A 26,001-nucleotide genomic window follows, 5' to 3' on the forward strand; every position below is an offset into this window, starting at 1 on the left:
GACCTAAATCGCAACCTCACCTCATGAATGATGGGCCAACTTGGACAAATCGCCCGCATTGGCCCACAGGAGTTATGAAGCTGCGGGAGTGAAATCAGTCCTGCCGGAAGGGTTTGCCCAGTACCTCTTTACCGCCCAGGTAGGGCCGCAGTGCCGCCGGAATACGGACAGTGCCGTCGGCTTGCTGGTGATTTTCCAGGAATGGCACCAGAATGCGTGGGCTGGCGATCCCGGTGTTGTTGAGGGTATGGACGAACTGTGGCTTGCCGCCCTCGCCCTTGTAGCGCAGGCCGGTGCGGCGGGCCTGCCAGTCGGTCAAGTACGAGCAGGAATGCGTCTCGCGGTATTTCGTTTCGCTGGGCACCCAGGTTTCGATGTCGTACATCAGGTGCTTGCCCGCGCCCATATCGCCGGTGCTGTTCTGCACCACCCGGTAGGGGAGTTCCAGCGCCTGCAAGATGGCCTCGGCATTGGCCAGGATCTTCTCGAACCACTGCATCCCTTCTTCGGGCCTACAGATCACGTACTGCTCCACCTTGCGGAACTCGTGGACGCGGATCAGCCCGCGCACGTCGCGCCCGGCACTGCCCGCCTCCGAGCGGAAAGCGGCGCTAAAGCCCGCAAAGGCCAGCGGCAGATCCGCTTCAGGAATCATTTCACCGGCGTAGAGCGAGTTGATCGGCACCTCACTGGTCCCGGCCAGCATCAGCTCTTCGCCTTCGATCCGGTACACCTGATCCTCGCCGCCGGGAAAGTGGCCCGTGCCCACCAATGTCTCGGGGCGGACCAGGGCGGTCGTGCTGAGCGGCTCCATCCCGCGCTCAGCGAGCAGGTCCAGCGCGAACATCAACACGGCCAGTTCCAGGCGGGCCGCGTCTCCCTTGAGCAGATACGAGCGGCTGCCCGACACGCGGGCCACGCGCTCGGGGTCGCCCCAGCCCTGGCCTTCCAGCAGATCTACATGGTCCAGTGGCGTGAAGGCGAACTGCGGCACCTCACCTTCACGGCGCAACTCCGTGTTATCGTCGTCGCTGGGACCGACTGGGGCGCTCGCATGTGGGATGTTCGGCACGCGCAGCAGTAGGGTCCGCAGCGCTTCTTCCTTTTCACGCAGCTGCGGCTCCAGGGTTGCCAGTTCGCTGCCCAGGTCTTTGCCCTTCTGAATCAGCGCTGGGCGCTCCTCAGGGCTGGCCTTAGGGACCAGCTTGGCATTGGCGTTGCGCTCGGCCTGCATGGCTTCGACCTGCTGGCGCAGTTCCAGCACCTCGCGGTCAGCGCCGAGCACCAGATCCAGGTCCAGATCAATGAATTTGTCGGCAATCGCTTGGCGGATCAGTTCAGGTTGCTCGCGAATCAGTCGGATGTCTTGCATGGGGCCTCCTGGGGCGGGTTATCGGCTCAAAGGGGAAAGATTGGATTGGGATTCAGTCGCTGTCAAGCGTACGCGGGAGCCGCACCAGACCGCCTACGTGGGCCGGGGCCAGGGCCACCACCTCGGCCTGGGGCAGGGTGCTCCCAGCTACGTCCGGGCGCAGATGATCGCTGAGTGGCAGTGGACGCTGCATCGGCTCCACGCCCTCCGTCTCTACGGCCTGGAGCTGCTGAAAATAGTCCAGCAGTTCGTTCAGCTCACCCCGAATGGCCACTTCCTCGTCAGGCTTCAGCTCCAGCCGGGCCAGCCGGGCCAGATGTTCAAGCTGCTCGGTGCTGAGACTGCTTTCGGACACGGGATGGGTCATGGCAGCCAGTATAAAGGCCCGTGTCTCCCGTCAGACTTGGGGAGGCACGGGAGGAGAGCTCAGTTGTTCAGATCAGGCTGATTGTGAAGGACTGCCGCATGACGCTCACGCGGCCAGGCCAGCAGCAGTATGATCAGGGTAAAAGCGATCAGGGCCAGCGCTGGAATGGTGAAAATAGAGTTCAGCGCCGAGAAATTCTGGCCCAGCGTCTGTGACCACAGGGGCCACAACGTAGTGCAGGGTTCTTCGCCCGCGTCAATGGAGCAGGCGCGTGATACTGGAACCCAGCCCCAGATTTCAGCATTCTGGTAAAGGGCTACTGCGGCCCCGATGGCGGCCAGCGGGATGGCATATATCCGCACTCGCAAGTCATCCCGGAAGGCGGCCAGGCCCAGCGTGAGGGCCAGCGGATACATGGCGATCCGCTGATACCAGCAGAGCTTGCAGGGGCGGTAACCCAGCACTTCACTGAGATACAGGCTGCCCAAAGTGGCGACCAGCGCCATCACCCAGGCCAGATACAGCCGCGTAGAGCGGGTCATGGCTTATTGAGCCAGTGCAGCGTCAATGGCTGCCTTGACCCCGGCCTGGGTGGTGTCTTCCACCTTCTCGCCATTGATAAACACGGTCGGGGTGCTGTTCACGCCGCTGGCCAGTGCCTCTTTCTCATTGGCTTCAACGGTGGCCAGGGTGGCGTCACTGTCCAGGCAGCTGCCAAAAGCCGTCTGGTCAATGCCGCCCACGTTCCCAGCCAGTTCCTTGAGGCGGTCCTTGCTGGCCCAGATCTCGGTTTCGGGTCCCTGCGCACGGAACAGGATGGACTTGTACTCGGTGAAGGCTGCGGTGCCGCCATTCTCGAAGGCGCACTGGGCTGCCTGCGCGGCGTACTTGGAGTCGTCCTCATCCAGCTTGGCCATTTCGGCCAGGAAGGGCCAGGTCACGAAGTAAGACTTGACTTGACCGGTGCGGATGTACTCGTTTTGGACCTGTGGGTAGACTTCGGCCTCGAACCTTTTGCAGGCGGGGCACTTGAAGTCTTCAACCACGATCATTTCCACGGGGGCCGATTCTTCACCAGCCATCGGCTTGTTGCTCAGGTCAAAAGCGGCTTTGGCATTGGCATCCTGGTTGGCCTGGGTCTGCTCGGTGGCATTTTCACCGCGCCCGGCAAAGAGGGCCAGCGCAATCAAGGCGGCAGCGACTAGGGTTCCGATCAGGAGGGCGGAGTTGTTGTTGCCCCGGTTTTGCGGTCTGGTCATAAGTAGGCCGATTCTACACGGCACGTGTTAAGGCAAGGAAAAGCGGGGGGCCATGTTGTATGCCAAAAAAACCCGGAAGGCCAGTTCACGTTGGACTTCCGGGCGGGGAATGGGGGCGCTATCAGCGGACCGTAGCCTGATCGGCGTGCAGCAAGCGGCGCTCGGCGCGGCGTCCGGTCAAGTCCACGATCCACAGCACGAACTGCCGCACCAGGCTCAGGGCCAGGCCGACCAGCATGGCGAGGATGGCACTGCGCTGCAAATCCGGGTCAGCGACCATAATCAGGTTCTCGTCCAGCAGATGACCGTACTGCGCCGCTCCGATAATCGGCAAGGCAAACACGGCGGCGGCAAAGGGCAGCACGCCCCAGCCGCCGGAGTGCTTGACCACCAGCAGGGCCAGCAGGGCTCCGCCGACCAGCGGCAGCGCCACCGACCAGGTTTCAACTGGTTGTGCGGGGGCCAGCAGGGTCAGGCCTCCCAGCAACACGCCCAGATAGCCGAACCAACCTCCAAACTCGTCGGCCAGAATGGTGAGCAGCACCCAGGCAAACAGCACCGTGGCCCAGGGCCAGCCGCTCTGAATGGCGAGGAACAGCAGGCCCAGGGTGACCAGCCCGCCGACCATGCGTCCACCCAGGCCCATCCAGTTCTGCCGCCGCAACCGCTCCTGCGGAGACAGGTCCGGTCCGCGCCGGGTGACGGCAGTGGTCCCGCCAGCCGGTTGAGCCTCGGGGACGCCTGCTTCACTCCGGCCCAGTTCGGTTCCCGTAACGCCAGAGGTATGTTCGCCGTCTTGCACCACTTGCGGCTCTGCCCGTACGGTCAGTGTGTCGGTGACAGACGTTTCCGTGAGATCAGTTCCCGCGTCATGGCTGATAGGAGCTTTGGCGAACGACACCTGGGGTGTACCGCTGACTGCCACGGGTGAGTTGCCTTCCGGCAACGTCGGAGATTTCGCGGTGTCAGGCGTCGTGGCCCAGCTGGGCGTGCGCGGGGCAGTGGTGGGCTGCTCGGAACTGGGCGTGGGGTTGGGGGCGTCCTTCTGGCTCATGCGTTGCCTTTCTTGGCGGTCTTGGCCGGGGGTACTTTAGGGGCTGCCTTGGCCGTGCGGGACTTCTTGGGAGGAGGCGCGTCGGTGGCCACTGCGTTGGCTTTGGTGGCCGTCTTGGCTGCTCCCGCCGGAGCCGCTGCGGGCGTCAGCCCACGCAGACCGCGCAGATATTCCCCAGTGTAGCTGGTCGGGTGCGCCGCGACCTCTTCGGGGGTACCCACCGTGACCACCGTGCCGCCGCGTATGCCGCCTTCCGGCCCCAGGTCGATGATGTGGTCAGCGGACTTCATGACATCCAAGTTGTGTTCGATGATCACCAGCGTGTTGCCGCCTTCGACCAACCGTTCCAGTACCAACATCAGCTTGCGGACATCCTCAAAGTGCAGACCCGTGGTGGGTTCGTCCAGGATATAAACCGTTTTGCCGGTGGCCCGGCGCGACAGTTCGGACGCCAGCTTGATGCGCTGCGCCTCGCCGCCTGAGAGCGTGGTGCTGGGCTGCCCGATTTTCATGTAGCCCAGGCCCACATCCAGCAGCAGCCGCATCTTGTTCGCGATGGTCGGTACGTTCTCAAAAAAGGCATGGCCCTCTTCCACGGTCATGTTCAGCACGTCGGCAATGGTCTTGTCGGCGTATTTGACCTCCAGCGTCTCGCGGTTGTAGCGCGCCCCTTTACAGACCTCGCACGGCACATAGATGTCGGGCAGGAAGTTCATCTCGATCTTCATGACGCCGTCGCCCTTGCAGTTCTCGCAGCGGCCACCCTTCACGTTGAAAGAGAAGCGCCCGGCCTGATAGCCGCGCCGCCGCGCCTCTGGGGTGCGGGTAAACAGGTCGCGGATCTCGGTAAAGACGCCGGTGTAGGTGGCCGGGTTGGAGCGTGGCGTGCGCCCGATGGGGGACTGGTCAATCTCGATCACCTTGTCCAGATGCTCGATGCCTTTCATGCGGTCGTATTTTCCAGGGCTGGTACGGGCACCGTTCAGGTCGCGGGCCAGTGTGGCGTGCACGATGTCGTGAATCAGGGTGCTCTTGCCAGAGCCGGAGGGGCCAGTCACCACGGTCATGGTGCCCAGTGGAATGGTGATGTCCACGTCCCGCAGGTTGTGTTCGCGGGCGCCGTACACCCGGAGGCGTTTGCCATTGCCGCTGCGGCGCTTTGCAGGAATGGGGATTTCCACCTCGCCGCGCAGATAGCGCCCAGTCAGGCTGCGCTCGTCATCACGCACCTGCTCGGGCGTTCCGGCAGCCACCACGTCGCCGCCGTGGACGCCCGCGCCTGGCCCCATGTCCACCAGATAGTCGGCGGCCAGCATGGTGTCTTCGTCGTGTTCGACCACCAGCAGGGTGTTGCCCAGGTCGCGCAGGTTCTTCAGCGTGCCGATCAGGCGCCCGTTGTCCTTGGGGTGCAGGCCGATGGAGGGTTCGTCCAGCACGTACAGCACGCCGGTCAGGCCGCTACCCACCTGGGTCGCCAGCCGGATGCGCTGCGCTTCGCCGCCTGACAGGGTGTTGGCGGTGCGGTCCAGGCTGAGGTAATCTAGCCCCACATCCACCAAGAAGCGCAGCCGGGTGCGAATGGCCCGCAGAATCGGGGCCGCCACCGCTTCCCCGAAGTCGCCCAGCCGGAACTCGGTGCGCTGCGGCCGCGCCGCCTGCGCCGCGCCGCCGAGGTGCTGCTCACGGTAAGGCGCGATGTCGCCGGCCTTCACCTCATTGCGGTCCAGCACGCCAAAGAATTCATCGGCCTGCAGTACACTCATGGCGCTCAGCTGCGCGATGTTCAGGCCCGCCACCCGCACCGCCAGGATTTCGGGCTTGTAGCGGGTGCCGCCGCAGGTGGGGCAGGGCTGGAGTTCCATCATTTCCTCCAGCTTCTCGCGCATGAATTCGGATTCGGTATCCAGGTAGCGCCGCTCCAGGTTGGGCAGCACGCCTTCGTACTCGGTCATAAAGCGCATGGTTTCTTTGCCGCCCCGGCGGTAGACCACCTCGAACGGCTCGGCGGCACCGTTCAGCACCACCGCTTTGATCTCATCAGTCAGGTCGCGCCAGGGTGCCTTGAGGTCAAAGTCCAGATGCTCGGACAGTGCCCGCAGCTTGTCCCAATAGTAGATGCCGCCGCCCGTCCCCTTCTTGGACCAGGGCAGGATGGCTCCGCCCGCAATCGAAAGGTTCTGATCAATCACCCGCTCCGCTGAGAATTTCTGCTTAAAGCCCAGCCCCGCGCAGTCGCCGCAGGCCCCGTAGGGCGCGTTGAAGCTGAAGCTGCGCGGCTCCAGCTCCTCCAGCACGCTGCCGTGCTCCGGGCAGGCGAACTTCTCGGAGTACAGTTCTTCAGCGCCGTCGTCAGGCAGCATGACCCGCAAGAGGCCCTCGCCCCGGCGCAGGCCCAGCTCTACGCTCTCCGCGATGCGGGTGCGGTCGTCCTCGCGCAGCTTGATGCGGTCAATCACCACATCTATGTCGTGCTTCTCGAATTTCTCCAGTTTCAGCTTTTCGGCTTCGTCCAGCTCGTACAGCGTGCCGTCTACCCGCACGCGGGCGTAGCCTTCGCGCCGCAAGTCACCAAACAGCTTGCGGTATTCGCCTTTGCGCCCACGTACCACTGGGGCCAGCAGGATGGCACGGGCGTCCGCGTAGCCTTCCAGCAGGCGGTCCGTAATCTCGCTGGGGCTCTGGCGCTCGATCTTGCGCCCGCAGACCGGGCAGTACGGTGTGCCGACCCGCGCAAACAGCAGACGCAGATAGTCATGCACCTCGGTCACGGTGCCTACCGTGGAGCGGGGGTTGTGGCTGGTGGTCTTCTGGTCAATCGAGATGGCCGGCGACAGCCCTTCAATGGCGTCCACGTCCGGCTTTTCCATCAGGCCCAAGAACTGCCGGGCGTAGGCGCTCAGAGACTCGACGTAGCGGCGCTGGCCCTCGGCGTAAATGGTGTCGAAGGCCAGCGTGGACTTGCCGCTGCCCGATACACCTGTGATGACCACAAACTGATCACGCGGCAGTTCCACGGTAATGTCCTTGAGGTTGTGTTCGCGGGCGCCGCGCACAATCAGGTTGCTGGCCTGTACCGGAGCGGAGCGCGGCAGATGGACGTGCTGGTCTGCCGCGGCGGCGCGGGCTTTACTTGGCGCTTTACTTGGCTTGGAGGCGGTGCGGGTGCTGCTCGCCTGGCCAGCCTTGGGGGTGGAACGGGGCAAGATGTCAACTCCTTTTCGGAACGGCGGGCCTTCTGCCCAGAACGTAAGCGGCCAGGTCAGGCGGGCCAGAAACCAAACATTTCACTTTAGCACCCTCCTGTAGGAGCGCTGCTTAGAGGGAGTTCACGTCCTGAGGCAGGGCATCGCGCGGGCAAAGGCTCATCCTCAGTTACAGAAACTACGTTTGAGGTATGGACCGGACCAACATCGCAGCCGGGGGTCAGTCGGGATACACTGGCGGGGAGTCTCAACTCCGATGTCAAGTCTTTAGTCGGTGTCTGGCCTGTCCAGATCCCCTGTCAGCAATGAACTTTACTTTTTCCGCCAAGCAGCGCAAGGCGCTGCGCCTGATCAAATCGTAGCGGCAGGCCTCTGGGGCCTGACCGTCAGTGAAAGGAGCCTTATTTGACCGCCCTTTATGTCATTTTGGCTCTGTTGGGAATCGCCGTGGCCTTTGTCATGGGCCGGGCGCTGGGCCGTCAGCAGCGCGAGGTGGCTGAGCAGCAGCACGAGCAAATCGCCCGCGAGCGTGCCGAAGAGATTCGCCGTGAGGCCACCGCCCAAGCCGACGCCCTGCGTGAGCAGGCCCAGGCCGATTCCGACGCCCTGCGTATACGTGAGCAGCAAGACGCCTCATCGCGGGCCGAGCAGATGCTCCAACAGGCCGAACAGAAAATAGAAGAGCAGCGCCAGCACTTGGCTGAGCAGTTACGTGAGCAGCGTGCCCAACTGGAAGACCGCCGCAGCCAACTGAGTGAGCAGCTGCTGCAGTTTCAGGAGCTGCGCGACACCCTAGCGGCTGACCGCGCCGCACTGGACCAAGACCGCGCCGAGCTGACCCAGGAGCGCACCGAACTGAAAGCCGAAATGGCTGAGGAGCGTGAGCGCCTGGCCGCCGACCGCCAGGAGTACCGCAGCGAACGTGACGCCATGAACCGCGAGCTGGAGCGCCAAAGCCGCCGCGCTGAGCAGCTGGACGCCCGTGGTGAGCGCCTGGACGCCCTGGAAGAAAGGCTGGAGGGGCAGCGCCGCGATCTGGCTGGTCAGGAGGACGAGTTGCAACTCCGCAGCGCCGAAATCGCTACTCGCCTGGAAGAAGTGGCGGGCCTGACCCGTGAGGACGCCCGCGAGCGGCTCTTGGGTGATCTGGACGCTGAACTGGAGGATGAAAAGGCCGCCCGCATCCGTGCCGCTGCTGATCAAAGCCAGAAGGAAATTCAGCGCCAGGCCCGCAGTGTGATCGCACAGGCCATTCAGCGCAGCGCCGCTGAGACCAGTGCCCAGCTGTCGGTCAGCGTGGTCCCGATTCCCAGCGACGCCATGAAGGGTCGCCTGATTGGCCGCGAGGGCCGCAATATTCGGGCTTTTGAGGCGTTGACCGGGGTGGACCTGATTATCGACGACACCCCTGAAGCAGTGATGTTGAGCAGTTTCAATCCGGTGCGCCGTGAGGTGGCCCAGCATGTGCTGGAGTCGCTGCTGGAAGATGGCCGCATTCACCCCACCCGCATTGAGGAGATGGTGGGCCGCGCTCAGGAAGACATGCGGGCCTTTATCCATACTCAGGGCGAAGAAGCCGCCATTGAAGCTGGCGTGCTGGGGCTCAAGCCGGGGTTGCTGCAACTTTTGGGCCGGATGTATTTCCGCTCCAGCTACGGGCAGAATGTCCTCAAGCACTCGGTGCAGGTGGCGCACCTGACGGGCATCATGGCTGACGAACTGGGGCTGGACGCCGCGCTGGCCCGCCGCTGCGGACTGATCCACGACATCGGCAAGAGCATTGACCGCGAGATTGAAGGCACCCACATTGAGATCGGGGTCAGCCTGGGTACCCGCTTCGGTGAACCGGCAGAGGTGATTGACGCGATTGCCCACCACCACGATCCTGAAAACGGCGCGACGCTGTACTCGGTGCTGGTGGCCGCTGCCGACGCGATCAGTGCGGCCCGCCCTGGGGCGCGGCGTGAGGAGCTGGAAGCCTATACCCGACGCCTGGAGCAACTGGAAGAAATCGCCGTGAGCTTTCCGGGCGTGCAGCAGGCCTACGCCATTCAAGCGGGCCGCGAGGTGCGCGTGATCGTGCAGCCAGATCAGGTGACCGATGCTCAGGCCACGCTGCTGGCCCGCGACGTGGCGGGGCGCATCGAGCAGGACATGGAGTACCCCGGTCAGGTCCAGGTGACGGTGATCCGCGAAAGCCGGGCAACCGAAATGGCACGGTAGCTGGCTCCGTGAGCGGGTGCGAGTGCCAACCATAGGGCGCCCCATGACGGCGCTCACTCAAGGCAGAAGGCATTTTGGCTTTCTGCCTTTTTATCTTTCTAAACAGCGTGCGGCCAGCGCTCCCCGTTCCATTCGCCGGAGCGATTTCTTTCTAGAATGCCCTGTATGACCCAAGCGCCCCGTCCGTCCCGTCTGCCGCCCGCGTTCTGGTCGCTGGCCCGTGTGCTGGGCACGGTGGGGATCGGTCTAGCGCTACTGCTGATGCTGGGTACCTGGGGGCTGACACTGACCTTTGCACCGATGATCGGCGGCTGGCTGAATCAGGCTGAGGTGGGTCTGAGCAACATGAACACCAATATGGGCAACCTGATCAATTCGCTGGAACCGCTGGACATCCTGGCGCGCCCGGAGACGCTGGACGCCGTCCGTTCGCTGGGCAACTTGGCCGAGCGGGCCCGCCAGGCTCCCTTGATCGGGGCGTTCCTCACCCAGAACGGCGTGACCGCCCAGGCCCTGAATGAAGTGCAGCTGGTGACCGACAATTGGGCCACGTTGCTGGAGGACCGCCCTTCGGTGCCGGAATTGCGTGCCCAGCAGGCCGACATTCAAGCCTGGCTGAAGCGCACCCGCACCGCTCAGGCGTGGCTGACACCGCTCACTTGGGGGCTGAACTTCGGCTCGCTGCTGCTAGGGCTATGGTTCATGGCGGGGCAGTGGGCGCTGCTGCGGGCCGCGTCACGCCGTTTGGAGTAAGTAAGTTTTTCTGCACTCAGCTGTGAACCAGGGTGTTCGCATTTTCCATCACATCACCCAAGTCTGGCTGCCAGATGACCACCTGGTTGCGGCCTCCTCGCTTGGCAGCGTACAGCGCCTCGTCGGCGTGGCGGGTTAGCTCGGCAGCGCTGCTGCTTCCGATTTCAGCCACGCCGATAGAGACGGTCAGTTGTCCTAGCGGCGTACCTGCGTGAGTCAGCGTCCAGCCTTCGACCGTTTGCCGTAGGGCCTCAGCCCGTTGCAGGGCGGTGGCTGCGTCCGTACCAGGCAGGATCAGCGCGAATTCTTCACCGCCAGGGCGGCACGCCGCCTCGTAGGGGGGCTGCACGGCCGCTTTCAGGGCCGCGCCCACCTGCACCAGTACGGCGTCTCCGGCGTCGTGGCCGAAGGTATCGTTGAAACGCTTGAAGTGATCCACGTCCAGGGCAACCAGTGTGAGTGGCGTACCGTCTCTGCTGGCGCGGCCCAGGCTGGCGCTCAGGTAGTCCTCGTAATGGCGGCGGTTATACAGGCCGGTCAGCGCGTCGCGGATAGATTGCTGGCGTAGACGGTCCTGGAGCAGCAGTGCGTCCAGCGAGAGTGCCAGCTGCCGGGCCAGACCTTGCAGTGCGGTGCGGTCAGCGCTGGACATCTGGGTCTGCACCGTGGTGCGCAGCAGGCCAAGGGTTTCGCCGTGGGCCGTCAGCGGCAAGCAGATATACGGGCAGCCGCCCAGCTCAGCTCCCTGACAGGGTGCGGCAAAGCTGCGCTCGTCGGGCCACAGGGTATCGCCGTGGCGAAGAGCCCAGCAGGTGTCGTGCGGCATCGTGCGTCCCGGTGCTGTCCCCCAGGCGGCCAACGGCTGCAAGATGTTGCGTGAAGGGGCAAACAGCAGCAGTTCGCCGCTGGACTCCGGCAGCAGTGCGGGCAGCGCCAGTGAAGCCACCTGTGCGCCTTCCTCCAGACTGCGTGCGGCCAACAGCAGGTCGCTGAGCTCGCCGAGCTGCCGCAGGGACCGTTCCTGCACTTCCAGTTCATGCAAGTGGCTCTGGGTCTGGCCCCGTGCCTCTTCCAGCTGGTGGCTCATGGAATTGAAGGCCGCCGCCAGACGGCGCTGTTCGGCCAGGCTCGATTTGGGAAGCTGGGCTTGCTCCCCCCGTGCCAGCCGTCCAGCGGCCGCGCCCACCGCGCCCAGTTGCCGGCTCAGCCAGTCGGCACCCCACCAGGCCACCAGCGCCGAGCCGAGCAGTACGGCCAGCCCGGCCAACAACAGGGTAGTTCTCAGGATCTGAAAGCGGCGGGCGGCCAGGGCTTCACGTGCTTGCAGCGACGCTTGGGCCGCTTCGGTATAAGCCGCTGTCTCTGCGCGCATCCGGTCGACCAGCGCCTTGCCACGTCCGGATGCCACCACCGCCTCGGCCTGTTCTTTGGAGACGCGCCGGAGGTCAATTTCAGGCCGGGCCACATCATTGGTCCAGCGCTCCACCAGCCGTTCAAAGTTGTTCAGATGGGTTTCGCGCTCGGCCCGTTCGCTTTCGCTAAGGCGGGCGGCCCGTTCTTCCAGACTCCGTATGGCCTGGGGCAACCTGGCCTGCGCCGCGTGGTAGGGCTCTAAAAAAGCGTCCTCTCCAGTAATCACATACCCACGGAGTCCGGTTTCCATGTTTAGGACCAGTCCCAGCAGCGCGTTGACTTCAGCGATCTCTTCGTGGGCCTGTTCGGCATACTGCGTGGCCTGGGTATTGGCGTCCACTGCCCGGCTGAGCAGGATGCCAGACAGCAAAAGCAGCGCCACGAACGGCACTTGCAGCAGCAGGAAGAAGAGACGCAGATTCACCGCTTTCAGGCTAGGGGGTGCGGTATGGCACAATTCCCACATGACCCGTGCCTCCGAGCTGGACCCCCAAATGCTGGAACTCCTGCAGCAGATGTTCGACCTGGCCCGCAGCGGTGACGCCGAAACCATGCGCGGCTGGCTGGAAAAAGGCGTGCCAGCCAACCTGACCAACGAAAAGGGCGACACCCTGCTGATGCTGGCGGCCTACAACGGTCAGCCGGAGGCAGTGCGAGTGTTGCTGGAAGCGGGGGCCGACGCTGGCCGGGCCAATGACCGGGGCCAGACGCCGCTCCAGGCGGCGGCCTTCAAGGGCGACATGGACATGGTGCGCCTGATGCTGGACCTGGGGGTGGACGTGAACAGCGCTGGCCCGGATGGGCGCACGGCCCTCTTTCTGGCGGCCATGTTTGACCGTCTAGAGATGCTGGAACTGCTCCTAGAGCGCGGCGCTGACCTCAGTGCCCGTGACGCCGCAGGCTTCACTGCGCTGGACGCCGCCCATCAGATGGGCGCACCGGGCACGGCAGCGCGGCTGGCAGAACTGATAGACGCCAGTGCTTCCGCTGCCGAGCGTCACAGCTAGTTCAGCCCTGGGCGGCTTGCTCTCTGGCCCGCTCACGCAGGTACAGATACAGCGGCAGCCCGAAGGATGGCCCGACCAGGAGCGTGCCCAGCACGGGCGCCCAGCGATGCGGAATCCGCCTTCTTACCTCAGCCCGGATCAGAAACAGGACGGTCAGGGCGGTCACGGCCACCTCGGCCCAAGCAAAGGCCGCGAGGTGATTGCCGGCCACCTCACGCCACAGTTGCCCCAGGTCCAGGCCATGTTCCAGCAGCCAAGGCCAGAACCCAGCCAGCGGCAGCAGCACTCCCAGCATGCTGAGCAGCAGATACATCGGGCTCCTGACGCTGTGTGTCATGACCTCAGCCTAACGGGACCGAGACAGCAGAAGGTCAGGCCTCTGGACGGCTTGGGCGCATACCCTGGGCCACATCTCAGTCCTATCCGCTGCCCGTGCTATCCTCTAATCCCGTGAGCCTGGTGCCACGGCTTTTTTTATGGTTCGCCGTAAGGTAGATCAAAAAAAGCTTGTGGCGCGGCCTTGAGCATTTGTTCCGCATCTCCCCGCCCTTCCTCTCCCCAAGGAGTCCTGCATGAAATACATCTTCGTGACTGGTGGCGTGGTCAGCAGTCTGGGTAAAGGCATTGCCAGTGCCAGCCTGGGTGCCCTGCTGCGCGCCCGTGGCTACAAAGTCACCGCCGTCAAGATCGACCCCTACATCAACATTGACGCAGGCACCATGCGTCCTTACGAGCACGGCGAGTGTTTCGTCACTGCCGCCGGGGCCGAGACGGACCTGGATATCGGCAACTACGAGCGCTTTCTGGACCTGGATATTCCTCAGGGCAGCAACATCACCACCGGGCAGGTCTACCAGGAAGTCATCCGTAAGGAGCGGGCCGGGGACTACCTCTCTCAGACGGTCCAGGTCATTCCGCACGTGACCGACGAGATCAAGCGCCGCATCCGCACGGCGGGCGAGAAGGCTGGAGCCGAGATTGTCCTGATCGAGGTGGGCGGCACGGTGGGTGACATCGAATCGCTGCCATTTCTGGAAGCCATTCGCCAGTTCCGCTTTGACGAGGGCGACGAGAATGTGCTGTTTTTGCACCTGACGCTGGTGCCGTACCTGGGCACTTCTCACGAGTTCAAGACCAAGCCCACCCAGCACTCGGTGGCCTCGCTGCGGTCTTACGGCATCAGCCCCGATATCGTGATGGTCAGAAGCAAGGAGAAACTGCCCGCCGAGATCACCCGCAAGATCGCGGCCTTTACCAGCGTGCGCGAGAACCGGGTGTTCTCCTCCTACGACGTGCCGCACATCTATGAGGTGCCGCTGGCGCTGGAAGAACAGGGCCTGGGCAAAGCGGTAGAAGACCTCTTGGGCCTGGAGCGCACCCACCCCAGTTTGGATGTCTGGAAAAATGCCGTGCGGACCCTCAAGGACCCGGAGAATGAAGTCACCATCGCCATTGCGGGCAAGTACACCGCCATGCCCGACGCTTACCTCAGCCTGCTGGAGTCGCTGACCCACGCTGGAGTCGCCAACGACGCCCGCGTGAATGTGAAATGGGTCAATGCGGAGGAGCTGGCCGAAGCGGGCGCAGACCTGGACACCCTGTTGGGCGACGCCGACGGCATTCTGGTGCCGGGGGGCTTCGGCATTCGCGGCATTGAGGGCAAGATTCGCGCCGCGCAGTATGCCCGCGAGCGTGGCGTGCCTTACCTGGGCGTGTGCCTGGGGATGCAGGTGGCTGTGATCGAATATGCCCGTCACAAGGCCGGTCTGACCGGGGCCAACTCGTCCGAATTTGACCCCTACGCCGAGCACAAGGTGATTGACCTGATGCCTGAGCAGCTGGAAGTGGCGGGCTTGGGCGGCACCATGCGCCTGGGTGACTGGCCCATGCAGTTGACGGGCGGCACTCAGGTGGCCGAAATGTACGGTGTCCCGCAGGGTGGAGTGGTCAACGAACGTCACCGCCACCGCTACGAGGTGAACCCGAAGTACGTGGATGACCTCCAGCAGGCTGGCCTGGTCATCAGCGGCGTGACCCCTGGCATGGACGGACGCGGCGCAGGCCTGGTCGAAACCGTGGAATTGCCCAGGAGTCAGCACCCCTACTACGTGGCGCTGCAGGCCCACCCTGAGTTCAAGAGCCGCCCGATGCGCCCCAGCCCGCCGTTTGCTGGCCTGGTTCATGCGGCGCTGGAGCGTCAGCAGGGCCAGACGGGTCAGCCAGTTCAAGGCTGAAATGCGGGAGCAAGGTAGGCCAGGGGAGAGCTGTTTTCCTGGCCCGTTTTGTTTGGGAAGAGCTGGCTAGGAGTTACAGTCCCCGCGCAGGCCGGGCGTCGGGAGCGCAGCGGTAAGGCAGATATTCTGGGGTCCACTGGTGACGCTGGATAAACTCGGTCAGCTCAGCGTCGGTCAGGTTGCGGATGCGGCGCTCGGCGCTAACCCCTTCGCGGACCGCCTGACGCGCCACCCGTACAGCCACCTGCTGACTGACTTCCCGCAGCTGCTCAATGTGCGGAAAGATGGCCCCTGGCCCCCCCTGGGCTGCCGTAAAGTCGGCCAGGGTCTGCGCCGCTTCCATCACCATGCCCCCCGTGATCTCGCGGGCGCGGCTCATGACGGCCCCGAAGCCGAGGCCCGGAAAGATAAACGCATTGTTGCCCTGGCCGACGCGGTACTCGCGCCCGCCGTACGTCACGGGCGAGAAGGGACTGCCGGTGGCGATGATCGCCCCACCGTCCGTCCAGGCCAGCAGGTCGGCGGGATGGGCCTCGATGTGACTGGTGGGGTTGCTCAGCGGAAAGACGATGGGGCGGGCCGTATTGCGGTGCATGGCCCGGATCACGTCTTCGCTGAACAGGCCTGCTGCTCCGGTCAGGCCCAGCAGCGCGGTGGCTCCAGCGCAGCGCACCGTGTCCAGCAGGCTTGGCTGCTCACCTGCGCCCCAGTCCGCCACGGCTTCACGCGGCTGGATAAAGGGGCGCTGGAACTCGTCGGCCTCGTAGCCATGTCCTTCCACCAGCAGACCTTCCTTGGTGATCACGAATAGCCGCTGCTGTACCTCCTGTTCGCTGAGGCCTTCACGCAGCAGGCCCTGGCGAATCATGCCTGCCACGCCGATGCCTCCGGCTCCGTTGCCCGCCACCACGAAGACCTGATCGGCCAGACGTTCGCCCTTTTGCCGCGCCGCGCTGATCAGCCCTGCCACCGCCATGGCCCCGGTGCCCTGAATGTCGTCGTTGAAGCTGGGAATGACCCGCCGGAAGCGCTCCAGCACCCGGAAGGCGGTGGCCCGCGAAAAGTCCTCCCACTGGATGATCGCCTGTGGGTAGCGCTCGGCCACGGCTTCCACGAAATGGTCCAGAAACTCGTCGTACTCGCGGCCCGTCAGGCGGCGGTGGTGTTGGCCCAAGTACAGCGGATCGGCCAGCAGGTCTTCGCGGTCGGTACCCACATCCAGCTCGACGGGCAGGGTCTTGTCCAGGCCCAGGCCACCCCCGGCCACATACAGGCTCAGCTTGCCGATGCTGATGGCCATACCCCCGAAGCCCTGGTCGCCCAGGCCCAGAATGGCGCTGGAATCGGTGGCGACAATCATCCGCACGTCGTTCAGCGGCACGTTGTCCAGCACTTCGCTCACATGGTCAATGTCGTCGGTGCTGACCGCCAACCCGCGCGGATAGCGGTAGATGCCCGAAAAGTTTTTGACCGCCTCACCGACGGTAGGGGTGTACAGCACCGGCAGCATTTCTTCCAGGTGGTCCAAAAACAGTGCGTAGAACAGCACCTCGTTGCGGTCCTGCAGAGCGCGGAGGAACTCGTGGCGCTCCAAGTCACTGGTCAGCCGTCCGTAGGCGCGGTAGGTGCGGGCTTTTTGCTCCTCCAGGGTATTGGTGTGCGGCGGAACCAACCCTTCGATGCCCAGCTCACGGCGCTCCTCCCGGGAGAAGCCGGTGCTCTTGTTCAGCAGCGGAATCTGGAGCAGCGGGAATCCGGTGACGTGCACTTCGACGTAGCGCCCGCCGTCCTCATCCTGCTTGATGTCGTAGTAGCTGGTCAGGTTCTCGGTCTGCGGCATAACTGCCCTTAGGATACGCGGGCTGGGTTCTGCTCTGGTCAGGCGGTAGGCTCCTCCTGCAGTTGGCCCGCCGCCCTGGCCCGCTCCCGCAGCGCCGCGAAATTGGCCTGGATTTTCTCTGCCCCCAGGACCAGTTGGCTGGCGGTCCCGTGCCCGATGTCATCACCCAGGCTGCTGACCGCTTGCAATGAACAGACGATTCGGCGGCGGTCCACTTCCTGCAAGGTGGCCGTCACCGTGACCTGCATGCCTGGCAGCGCCGAGCCGGTATGAAAGACTTCCACCTGCATGCCGATGCTTTCTTCGCCCGCTTCCAAAAAGGGCAGCAGCAGCTTGCGCCCGGCTTCCTCAAAGTGTTTCGCCATGGAATAGGTGGAATAGACCGGGTGCAGCGGCCCCAGTTCGGTAAAGTTGACGGTCATGTCGTCCGTCACCGTGATAGTCAGTGTCTCGCGGTGGCCCTCGGGAATCGGTTGCATGGCTTGCAGGCTAGCAAGTCCCGCACTCGGCCTGGCAACCCTAAACGGCGCGTAAGTGCCGCAACGGGCCAGCGGTGCGCCCCTGGCGTTTAGACTGGGCCTTACTATGCTCACCGTACCTCAAGTTGCCCTGCTGATCCGCGAGGCGGTGCAGTCCTTCGGCAAGGACAACGCTCCGCGCCTCGCCGCTGCACTGACCTACTTCACCATCTTTGCGCTGATCCCGCTGCTGATTCTGGCGATCACCTTTATGACCAGCCTGCTGGCGGACCCCAGCATCCAGCAGCGCATCGTGGATTTCGTTTCCAATAACTTCGGTGCCGATGTCGGCAAGACCCTCTCTGACCTGATTGCCGAGCGCGGCGACGAGGTGGACCTCAGCCGGGGCGTCACCACTGGGGCGATTGTCGGTCTGGCCACGCTGGCCTGGGGCGCGACCAACCTGTTCGTGCAACTGCAAGCTTCGCTCAATGAGCTGTGGAACGTGCCGGAAGACGCCACCGGTGGATTTGCCGGGCAACTCAAAACGCGCGGCAAGGGTCTGCTGATGGTGCTGGGCTTCGGGGTCGTGATGCTGCTGTTCTTCGGGCTGAATACCTATATGTCGGCCATCGCCACGCAACTGGGCGAAGCCTGGGGCGCCGGGGCGTTCCTGGCCCGTCTGGGCACACTGATTCTGGGTGCGGTACTGCTGACTGGCGTCTTTGCCGTTATCTACCGCGTGCTGCCCAATGTTCGCCTGCGCTGGAAAGACGTCCTGGTCGGTGCGGCCTTTACGGCGGTGCTGTTTAGCCTGCTGCAACTGGTCATCACCTGGTACTTCGCCAACTTTGCGCCGGGGAGCGCGTTCGGGGCCTACTCGTCCATCATCCTGCTGCTGCTGTGGATCTACTACAACTCCATGGCACTGTTTTTCGGAGCCGAGATGACCTACGCCTACGCCAAGCACTTCGGGTCCAGTGAGGCGGCCCGCAGCGCTCAGGTCAAGGAAGAAGGCTACCTGACTCCCCGCGAAGCCCGCGCCATTGCTTACGCTGCCGAAACTGGTGGCGCGATGACCCCGCAGCAGCGCCAGCGCGCCTGGCAGCGCACCACTCGGATGGAGCAGCCGCACTCCATGCTGACCATGCAGCAGTCCGCCCCCAAACCGGTGTTGCCTAGCATCGGCGGGGCGCTGTGGAATGCCTTGGCCGCGGTGCTGGCCGTCCCTGCGCTGCTGCTTGCCAAGGCGCTGGGTCTAGGCGGCACCAAGCAAGTGACCCAGAAGCGTGTCACGGTACATACCGACAAAGATGCCATCTACACCACGCCCAAGCGCTGAGCCATTCAGCCCGCAGAGCAGCCCCGGTGCGGGCTGTTTTTTTGGGTGTATTGAACGGTCAGGCACTTTATAGGTCTGGGCGCTCATCAATCGTTGCCCCTCTGCTGCGCAGACGGTGCCCCGTGGCAGGATGGGGGAGATGACCGAACAGGGAACCAACCATGACCCCGAAGCCCGCTTATTCCACTTGCCGACGCGTGATCCGTCGCGGCCCACCGTGCTGGTCGCCAACGACGACGGCATTTTCTCACCGGGCATCAAGGCGCTGGGTCTGGCGATGGCCAGCTTTGCCAATGTGGTGGTGGTGGCCCCGGACGTAGAACAGTCGGCGGTTGGACACGGCATCACCATTCGCCGCCCGCTGCGCTTCAAGCACACGGCGTCGGCGGGCTTTGGGGAAATTCCGGCTTACCGGGTGGACGGCACTCCCGCTGACTGCGTGGTCCTCGGCGTTCATTTGCTGGGACGCCCTGATCTGGTGGTCAGCGGGATCAATATCGGCCCCAACTTGGGTGATGACCTGACGCACTCCGGCACCGTGGCTGCCGCCATTGAAGGCCTGGCACTCGGTCTGCCCTCTATTGCCTTCAGCCAACAGGCCCGTCTAGATGGCGAGTACGACTTTTCCGCTGGCGCGGCTTATGCGGCCCGCCTGGCTGCCGAGGTGGCCCAGCGGGGCCTGCCACCACGCACCCTGCTGAACGTAAACTTCCCAGGCACTGATCCCCAGGGCGTGCAGGTCACAGAAGTGGGGATGCACCGCTGGGAAGATCGCATCGATTCACGCCGCGATCCCGAAGGCCGCGAGTACCACTGGGTCGCTGGCACCAGCACCGCCCCCGAGCAGGAAGATGAGCGCACCGATTACGGCGCAGTGCAGCGCGGCCTGATAAGCGTGTCTCCGGTGCGGCTGGACCTGACCGCCCGTGACCTGCTGCCTGAAGTGGCAGGCTACCTGCCGCCGCTCTGAGGTGGATCACAACGGTGGATAGGCTCCTGCCTCCTCATGCCCGGTTTAACGCCACTCCCACCGAAGCGGCTAAACTGATCGGCATGACTTTTGCCAACAATACGCGTGCCCTGATGCTGGCGGCGCTGCTGGGCGCAGGCGTCCTGAGCGCCTGTCAGGAGCAGACCACCACGACCACCGAAACCACCGCAACTACCACGGAAACGGAAACGACTGATCCCGAAACCGCTGATGTAGAAACGGATACGGCAGCAACCGAAGATACTGACGCTGACACGGCTCAGGCTGAGCTGCCTGAAGTGACTGAGCCGGGTGAAATCCCCGCTGGCTACACCCAGGTAGACCCATTGAGCCAGGAACCAGTACGTGAATTCGATGCCCTGCCAGAACGCACCCTGCAAGACGGCACCGACTACTACGCCCTGCTGGACACCTCGCGCGGCCAGGTGCTGATTGACCTGCTGGAAGAAGAAACTCCCGTGACCGTGAACAACTTCGTGTACCTGGCCCGTAACGGCTTTTATGACGGTACCCGCTTTCACCGCGTCATTGACGGCTTCATGGCGCAGGGCGGCGATCCCCAAAGCGTGGACGAGGCCCAGCAAGACGCCTGGGGCACCGGCGGCCCCGGCTATCAGTTCGCTGACGAGATTCGCCAGGATCTGACCTTTACGGAACCCAACCTGTTGGCGATGGCCAACTCTGGCCCAGGCACCAACGGCTCGCAGTTTTTCATTACCTTTGGCCCCACCGAGTTTCTCAATGGCCGCCACACCATCTTCGGCAAAGTCGTTGAAGGCGGGGACAGCCAAGCTGTGCTGGACGGCCTGACCCGCACCGCGTCCAGTGACACAGGTTCTGAAGCTCCCATTGAAGGCGCGGTTCCGGACCGCCTGCTCAGCGTGCGGATTCTGACCAAGTAATTTCCCCACGGGAAAGGCGCCACTCCTCTAACGGAAAGGCGCCTTTTTTGCTGCTGAATGTCTGCCCCAACCTACCGTGCGCCGGGCCGCAGCCGATCTGCCGACTGGCAGGCCCGATGCTGCTCTGGCGTGCGCTCTGTTTCGGGGACCAAGCGGGCGCGTTCGCCGCGCTGAATGGTGTGCAGGTCCGTTACGGCCTGCTCCAGCTCGTCGTTGACCACCACGTAATCGAACATTTCGGTCTGGGCCATTTCCACCTCGGCGCGGGCCAGCCGTTTTTCAATGCGGTCCTGTGACTCGGTGGCGCGTTCTTCCAGTCGGCGGCGCAGCTCGGCCAGGCTGGGCGGCATGATAAAGATCATGATTGCGCCGTTTCCCAGCCGCTGACGCACCTGCTTGGCTCCTTCTACTTCAATCTCCAGAACTACGTCCTGTCCCCGTTCTAGGGCCGCCCGAATGGGGGCCAGCGGCGTGCCGTAGTGGTTGCCCACGAACTCGGCGTGCTCCAGAAATTCATCCTGGGCAATGTGTTCCTCAAAGGTCGAACGGTCTACGAACACATAGTCCACACCGTCGCGCTCACCGGGGCGGGGTGCCCGGGTGGTCCAGGAGGTCGAATAAAATACGTCCTGTTCCTTAAGCCAGTCGGCCCGCAAAGTACCCTTGCCTACCCCTGACGCTCCGGTCATCACCAGCAGCAGACCACGTGGCGGCTGGGAAGCAGGGTCCGGAACAGGACGGGATAACTCGTCATTCATAGCGCCAAGGATACGCTGCCCTCCCTTGACGTACCAAGTGCGCTGCTCCTGAGCAGGCTGGCGCGGCGGCCCAACAGCAAAACTCCCCTCCAGATTTCGGAAGGGGAGCTTTGGATCAGAAGAAGCGCTTATTTACGGCTGCGGGTGGTTCGCCGCGGCTTGGTGCGCGATTTGCCCAGAGCCTGGCCTTTTTCAAAGCTGGCCTGCATTTTCTCCTGGGTCTGCTGGGCCAACTGCTCAAAGTCGACCAGTCCGGCTTCTACCGTTTCCTGGGTGGCCTTGATGCTGCCGCCTTTACGGCTGACGGCCAGTTCACGGTTCTGCTCTTCGAACCACTCCGCGAACTCGGGGGTGTAGTCAAACAGCATTTCTTTGGTGTCTTTTTGGTAGCTGCCCGTTTGACCACGGCGGCTGTACTCTTTGGGCATGGTAAAGCGTTCACCGGGCAAATAAATGGCTTTGAACTGTCCGGTACGTACCGCTTCACGGAAATTGCGGACAAAGGTGTCGCTGCGCTGTGCATTGGTCAATTCCTTGACCTGTTCACTTAGTCTCTTATAACTCATTGATCCTCCGGCAAGCAGTATAAGAATAGCGCTGGGCCAAGTAAAGGGACTATCGCGAACAGTGACAAGACAACTTCCATCAGAAGTGAGAATAGATCCCAGATCTATGAGTTTGCCGGTCATTGTCTTTTGTTGCGGCTACCTCATGATGTGCCTATAAGTGCTGGAACCTTATGCCTATCCGCTGACTACCCCTCAAAACTCCGGTAACACTGTCTGAGACGCCAGATTCTATAGACATAAAAAGAGCTGGTTCATAAGGTGTATCTGCAATGAACCACCTGAACCAGCCGCCCCAGGATAGCCTTTTCGCAGCTCTTCGTCCTTTCTTCCGTATCGACCAGCGACGGTTCACCGTCCTGGTCGCGCTGATTCTGGCAATCATCCAGCAGCGCAGCGTGGTGCTGAACAATCTGAAGACGGTCATCGCACTCCCAGGAAGTCAGGAAACCCGCTACCAACGTCTTTTGCGCTTCGTGCAATTTTTACTCCCAGAGGCGATGTACCTGAAGTTTGCGCTTCACATGCTGGGTACGGATGAGCTCACGCTCATCCTCGACCGGACCAACTGGAAGCTAGGCACGAAGGACGTAAATATCCTGATGCTGTCTGCGGTATGGAAGGGGTTCAGTCTTCCGCTGATGTGGCGTTTTCTCCCACACGGGGGAAGCAGCGCCCAGCACATTCGTAAGGAGCTGATGGCTGATTTTCTGCGTCATTGTCCTCACGTCCGCATTGACGGTCTGCTGGCAGACCGTGAATTCATCGGCCAGGACTGGTTTACGTTCCTGAGCGAACATGGGATTGTTCCCTGTATCCGGTTGCGGAGCGACACCAAGATGGACGGCTTACCTGTCCACGTCTTCGCTAAGAAAATGCAGGTGGGAGAAATTCGCGTCTGGCACAGCCCTATGGTGGTGTACGGGGTCAGACTCCGTGTTCTGGCACTGAAGGTTTCGAAGACGGAGATGCTGTACCTGGCCTACCAGGGCAGAGCAGATCAGAATTTGCGGAAGTACGCACTGCGTTGGCAGTGCGAAAACCTCCACGCTGCGCTGAAAACCAGAGGCTTTGATTTGGAAGCGACCGGATTGACCCAGGCCGAGCGGGTGTCAACGCTGCTGATGGTGATCGCCATCAGCTTCATCTGGTGTCTTCAGACAGGTGCGGTTCTACTGCTTGAAGGCAGCGTGGAGACGAGGAAGGCCATGCGCCAGAAAGCGCATGGCTACGCCAGCAAAAGTTTGTTTCGATTGGGGTTGGACGAGTTGCGAGATTTGCTCAGCCACCCAAGCCCTGAAAATTGGAGCCGTCTGGCACGGCTTGTCCCACGTTTTGAGGGGTAGTCAGGCCTATCCGGCACGTAACGGCCATATGCAATACAAATGGCAGCCCCGAACGACCCAGACCCTTCAAACTGCTGGCGCACAGTTGCGAGTGCTGGAATACCAGGCCCAGCCGCTGGAAGAACCCCTCAGTGGCTACCACCAGCCAGTGAACCGTCCCGCACCTTTCCGGCAGCTTCAGATTGACATGCAAGGGGGGCAGACGGTTCTGGAACCAGGAGCGCTGCAATGGCTCCGTGGTGATATTGACATGGAAGCCAGCGCCACTGGCGGCGCACAGGGCGGCGGCCTGGGCGGATTGCTCCGCGGTGCCGTGACTGCGGCTGCCACTGGTGAGGGGCTGTTCAAGACGGTGTACCGGGGCGCAGGCAGCATCTACACCGAGCCGACCCGGTTGTATTACCTGCTGGGCGAATTGCAGGGCGACGATCTGATCGTAGACGACGGCGCGTTTGTGACAGCGGCGGGTCAGATCACGGTAGGCCGTCACACCAACCGGGGCCTGGCCAACATGATGGGCAGCGGCGAGGGCCGCGTGCAGCCCAGGCTGAGTGGCAGTGGAGCCTTCTGCCTGCAAAGCCCAGTCCATCCGGACGAATTCCAGACCCTGGACCTGCAAGGGGACACGCTGAAGGTGGACGGCAACTTGGTGCTGGCCTATACGGGCAGTCTGGAGATGACGGTGGAGCGCAGTGCCCGTGGCCTGCTTGGGGCGGGCAAGACGGGCGAAGGATTTATTCAAGTCTACCGGGGAACAGGTCAGATCTGGTTGGCCCCCACACTGCCCCTGGCTGCCCGTCCCAGCCTAGGAGGCAGCAGCAGTGTGGCCGCGGGTGCTGGCAGCCTGAGCGAGATTCTGGGGAACTGAGTTTCCACCCCAATGCAAAAACCCGCCGCCCAGGAATGGCTCCAGGCGGCGGGTTTTTGGTCACGGGATTAACCGAGCGTCTCTTTGACGACCTTCACCACGTTTTCCACGCTGAAGCCCAGCTTTTCCAGCACCACTTCGCCAGGGGCACTGGCACCGAAGCGGTCCAGGGTGATCAGGCCGCCCTCAGTGCTGACCCACTCGAACCAGGGCTGGCTGGCCGCGGCTTCAATCGCCACGCGGGGGGTTGTGCCCAGCACTTGACGCTTGTATTCGGCGCTCTGCTCACGGAACAGCTCGAAGCAGGGCATGGACACCACGCGCGCGGCCACGCCTTCACCGGCCAGCGCTTCGGCGGCGTCCAGGGCCAGCGCCACTTCCGAGCCAGTCGCCAGCAGGGTCACAGCGGCGTCCTCGGCCTCGCGGACCACGTAGGCACCCTTTTTCACGCCGTCATGGTTGGGGGCCAGCACGGTCAGGTTCTGGCGCGACAGCACCAGGGCAGTGGGGCCTTTTTTGTATTCCAGTGCCAGTGCCCAGGCGGCGGCGGTTTCGTTGGCGTCGGCGGGGCGGAAGACATGGGCCCCCGGCACCGCCCGCAGCATCGCCAGCTGCTCGATAGGCTGGTGCGTGGGGCCGTCCTCGCCCAGCCCGACCGAGTCGTGGGTCAGCACGTAGGTCACGGGCTGCATCTGCAGCGCCGAGAGGCGGAACGCGGGCTTGAGGTAGTCGCTGAACACCATGAACGTGCCCACCAGCGGGCGCAGGCCGCCGTACAGGCTCAGCCCGTTGGCGGCGGCGGCCATGCCGAACTCGCGCACACCGAAATACACGTTGCGGCCTGCGTAGTTCCCAGCCTGCATGTGGGGTTCGTCATTGATGGTGGTCTTGGTGCTGCCCGACAGGTCGGCGCTGCCGCCCATCAGCCCGGGTACGACGGGGGCCAGCGCGTTGATGACTTCGCCGCTGGCGCTGCGGGTGGCCTGCGCCTTGCTGCCCGCTTCCCAGGTGGGCAGCAGCTCCCAGAGGTTGTCCGGCAGCTCGCGCTCCAGCAGATCATCCACTTCCTGACCCAGTTCGGGGTACTGGGCGCGGTAACGGTCCATTATTGCTTCCCACTCGGCCTGCTGCACGGCGCCGCGTTCCAGGGCGCTCATGTGCTCGGCCACTTCGGCGGGCACGGTAAAGGCGGGGTGCTCCCAGCCCAGCGCCTGCTTGGTCTCGGCCACGCCCTCAGCGCCCAGCGGCTCACCGTGGGCCTTGGGGGTGCCCGCACGCGGGCTGCCAAAGCCGATCACCGTGCGGACCTGAATCAGGGTGGGCTTGGCGGTTTCGGCCTGGGCTTGCTCGATGGCGGCGGCAATCGCCCCGACATCGGTGCCGTCTTCCACCTTCAGCACCTGCCAGCCGTAGCCCTCGAAGCGCAATTTCATCCGCTCGGAATCGGCCTTGGCGACCATGGTGTCCAGCTGCACTTCGTTGTCGTCGTGCAGCCAGATCAGTTTGCCCAGCGCGAGGTGTCCGGCCAGTGCCGCCGCCTCGTGGCTGATGCCTTCTTGCAGGTCGCCGTCCCCGCAAATCGCGTAGGTGTAGTTGTCGAACACGGGGAAACCTTCCCGGTTGTAGCGGGCGGCCAGGTGCGCTTCCGCCATTGCCAGGCCCACGGTCATGGCAATGCCCTGCCCCAGCGGCCCGGTGGTGGCGTCCAGCCCGTCGGTGTGGAAGAACTCCGGGTGGCCGGGTGTCTGGCTGTCCCACTGCCGGAAGTTCTTCAGCTCATCCAGCGTCATCTTGGGGTAGCCGGTCAGGTGCAGCAGGCTGTAGATCAGCATGGAGGCGTGCCCCGCCGACAGTACGAAGCGGTCGCGGCCCGGCCAGCGGTGGTTGGCGGGGTTGTGGCGCAAGAAACGTTGCCAGAGCGTATAGCCCATCGGGGCCATGCCCAGCGGCGCGCCGGGGTGGCCGGAGTTGGCCGCCTGCACCGCGTCAATGCTTAGCGTGCGGATGGTGTTGATGCTCAGTTGTTCCAGGGTGTGGTCGGACAT

Annotated in this window: 22 protein-coding genes; 9 read left to right on the forward strand and 13 right to left on the reverse strand. The window is 63.4% G+C overall.

The window, feature by feature from the left end:
* Window positions 1–94: 94 nt before the first annotated feature.
* The 6 genes from serS to uvrA all read right to left on the reverse strand — a co-directional run bounded on the left by serS (window position 95) and on the right by uvrA (window position 7,144).
* Window positions 95–1,372, reverse strand: a complete 1,278-nt coding sequence (gene serS / locus LMT64_RS00915) for a serine--tRNA ligase (RefSeq protein WP_126352709.1) — start codon at window positions 1,370–1,372, stop codon at window positions 95–97.
* A 52-nt stretch (window positions 1,373–1,424) separates the two neighbouring features.
* Entirely contained in the window at window positions 1,425–1,739 is a 315-nt protein-coding gene (gatC, locus tag LMT64_RS00920) for an Asp-tRNA(Asn)/Glu-tRNA(Gln) amidotransferase subunit GatC (RefSeq protein WP_126352708.1), read from the reverse strand.
* 59 nt (window positions 1,740–1,798) lie between these two features.
* Window positions 1,799–2,281: a disulfide bond formation protein B gene (locus tag LMT64_RS00925; RefSeq protein ID WP_126352707.1), complete on the reverse strand. Its 483-nt coding sequence runs from the start codon at window positions 2,279–2,281 to the stop codon at window positions 1,799–1,801.
* 3 nt (window positions 2,282–2,284) lie between these two features.
* Complete coding sequence (locus LMT64_RS00930) at window positions 2,285–2,998, reverse strand: DsbA family protein (protein ID WP_126352706.1); 714 nt, start codon at window positions 2,996–2,998, stop codon at window positions 2,285–2,287.
* 121 nt (window positions 2,999–3,119) lie between these two features.
* A complete protein-coding gene (locus LMT64_RS00935; protein WP_126352705.1) occupies window positions 3,120–4,052 on the reverse strand; it encodes a hypothetical protein in 933 nt (310 codons plus the stop codon).
* Window positions 4,049–7,144, reverse strand: coding sequence for an excinuclease ABC subunit UvrA (gene uvrA / locus LMT64_RS00940; protein ID WP_170166033.1), 3,096 nt, complete (start codon window positions 7,142–7,144; stop codon window positions 4,049–4,051). The genes LMT64_RS00935 and uvrA overlap by 4 nt, the downstream gene beginning before the upstream one ends.
* A gap of 516 nt (window positions 7,145–7,660) precedes the next feature.
* Between uvrA and rny the strand changes: the two genes are divergently transcribed.
* Both rny and LMT64_RS00950 read left to right on the forward strand, forming a co-directional pair.
* Entirely contained in the window at window positions 7,661–9,478 is a 1,818-nt protein-coding gene (gene rny, locus LMT64_RS00945) for a ribonuclease Y (RefSeq protein ID WP_126352704.1), read from the forward strand.
* A gap of 165 nt (window positions 9,479–9,643) precedes the next feature.
* Window positions 9,644–10,231 carry a hypothetical protein gene (locus LMT64_RS00950; RefSeq protein ID WP_126352703.1) on the forward strand — a complete coding sequence of 196 codons (588 nt, stop codon included), beginning with the start codon at window positions 9,644–9,646 and terminating at the stop codon, window positions 10,229–10,231.
* 16 nt (window positions 10,232–10,247) lie between these two features.
* Here LMT64_RS00950 and LMT64_RS00955 read toward each other — a convergent pair whose 3' ends face one another.
* Entirely contained in the window at window positions 10,248–12,068 is a 1,821-nt protein-coding gene (locus tag LMT64_RS00955; RefSeq protein ID WP_170166031.1) for a diguanylate cyclase, read from the reverse strand.
* Window positions 12,069–12,108: 40 nt separating this feature from the next.
* Here LMT64_RS00955 and LMT64_RS00960 point away from each other — a divergent pair, with 40 nt between their 5' ends.
* Window positions 12,109–12,651: an ankyrin repeat domain-containing protein gene (locus LMT64_RS00960; protein WP_126352701.1), complete on the forward strand. Its 543-nt coding sequence runs from the start codon at window positions 12,109–12,111 to the stop codon at window positions 12,649–12,651.
* Between the two features lies 1 nt (window position 12,652).
* Here LMT64_RS00960 and LMT64_RS00965 read toward each other — a convergent pair whose 3' ends face one another.
* Complete coding sequence (locus LMT64_RS00965) at window positions 12,653–12,988, reverse strand: DUF2834 domain-containing protein (protein ID WP_126352700.1); 336 nt, start codon at window positions 12,986–12,988, stop codon at window positions 12,653–12,655.
* A gap of 235 nt (window positions 12,989–13,223) precedes the next feature.
* Here LMT64_RS00965 and LMT64_RS00970 point away from each other — a divergent pair, with 235 nt between their 5' ends.
* The gene (locus tag LMT64_RS00970; protein WP_126352699.1) at window positions 13,224–14,885 is read left to right on the forward strand and encodes a CTP synthase; all 1,662 of its coding nucleotides are present in this window, start codon (window positions 13,224–13,226) and stop codon (window positions 14,883–14,885) included.
* Window positions 14,886–14,958: 73 nt separating this feature from the next.
* Here LMT64_RS00970 and LMT64_RS00975 read toward each other — a convergent pair whose 3' ends face one another.
* Complete coding sequence (locus LMT64_RS00975) at window positions 14,959–16,725, reverse strand: NAD-dependent malic enzyme (protein WP_126352698.1); 1,767 nt, start codon at window positions 16,723–16,725, stop codon at window positions 14,959–14,961.
* Between the two features lie 38 nt (window positions 16,726–16,763).
* Window positions 16,764–17,204, reverse strand: a complete 441-nt coding sequence (locus LMT64_RS00980) for a thioesterase family protein (protein ID WP_126352697.1) — start codon at window positions 17,202–17,204, stop codon at window positions 16,764–16,766.
* A 106-nt stretch (window positions 17,205–17,310) separates the two neighbouring features.
* On the opposite strand from LMT64_RS00980, the gene LMT64_RS00985 reads away from it, so the two are divergent.
* From LMT64_RS00985 to LMT64_RS00995, 3 genes are all read left to right on the forward strand, one after another.
* Entirely contained in the window at window positions 17,311–18,525 is a 1,215-nt protein-coding gene (locus LMT64_RS00985) for a YihY/virulence factor BrkB family protein (protein WP_126352696.1), read from the forward strand.
* A 139-nt stretch (window positions 18,526–18,664) separates the two neighbouring features.
* A complete protein-coding gene (gene surE / locus LMT64_RS00990) occupies window positions 18,665–19,495 on the forward strand; it encodes a 5'/3'-nucleotidase SurE (RefSeq protein WP_126352695.1) in 831 nt (276 codons plus the stop codon).
* Window positions 19,496–19,578: 83 nt separating this feature from the next.
* On the forward strand, window positions 19,579–20,418 hold the full coding sequence (locus LMT64_RS00995) for a peptidylprolyl isomerase (RefSeq protein ID WP_126352694.1): 840 nt from the start codon (window positions 19,579–19,581) through the stop codon (window positions 20,416–20,418).
* A gap of 71 nt (window positions 20,419–20,489) precedes the next feature.
* On the opposite strand, the gene gmk is transcribed toward LMT64_RS00995, so the two are convergent.
* Window positions 20,490–21,176 carry a guanylate kinase gene (gmk, locus tag LMT64_RS01000; protein ID WP_126352693.1) on the reverse strand — a complete coding sequence of 229 codons (687 nt, stop codon included), beginning with the start codon at window positions 21,174–21,176 and terminating at the stop codon, window positions 20,490–20,492.
* Window positions 21,177–21,304: 128 nt separating this feature from the next.
* Window positions 21,305–21,742, reverse strand: coding sequence for a hypothetical protein (locus LMT64_RS01005; protein WP_126352692.1), 438 nt, complete (start codon window positions 21,740–21,742; stop codon window positions 21,305–21,307).
* A gap of 272 nt (window positions 21,743–22,014) precedes the next feature.
* On the opposite strand from LMT64_RS01005, the gene LMT64_RS01010 reads away from it, so the two are divergent.
* On the forward strand, window positions 22,015–23,088 hold the full coding sequence (locus tag LMT64_RS01010) for an IS4 family transposase (protein WP_229253260.1): 1,074 nt from the start codon (window positions 22,015–22,017) through the stop codon (window positions 23,086–23,088).
* A gap of 28 nt (window positions 23,089–23,116) precedes the next feature.
* Window positions 23,117–23,956, forward strand: a complete 840-nt coding sequence (locus LMT64_RS01015; protein WP_126353654.1) for an AIM24 family protein — start codon at window positions 23,117–23,119, stop codon at window positions 23,954–23,956.
* Between the two features lie 68 nt (window positions 23,957–24,024).
* On the opposite strand, the gene tkt is transcribed toward LMT64_RS01015, so the two are convergent.
* On the reverse strand, window positions 24,025–26,001 hold the full coding sequence (gene tkt, locus LMT64_RS01020) for a transketolase (protein WP_126353656.1): 1,977 nt from the start codon (window positions 25,999–26,001) through the stop codon (window positions 24,025–24,027).

The organism is Deinococcus radiophilus, assembly GCF_020889625.1.
Classification (GTDB): Bacteria; Deinococcota; Deinococci; order Deinococcales; family Deinococcaceae; genus Deinococcus; species Deinococcus radiophilus.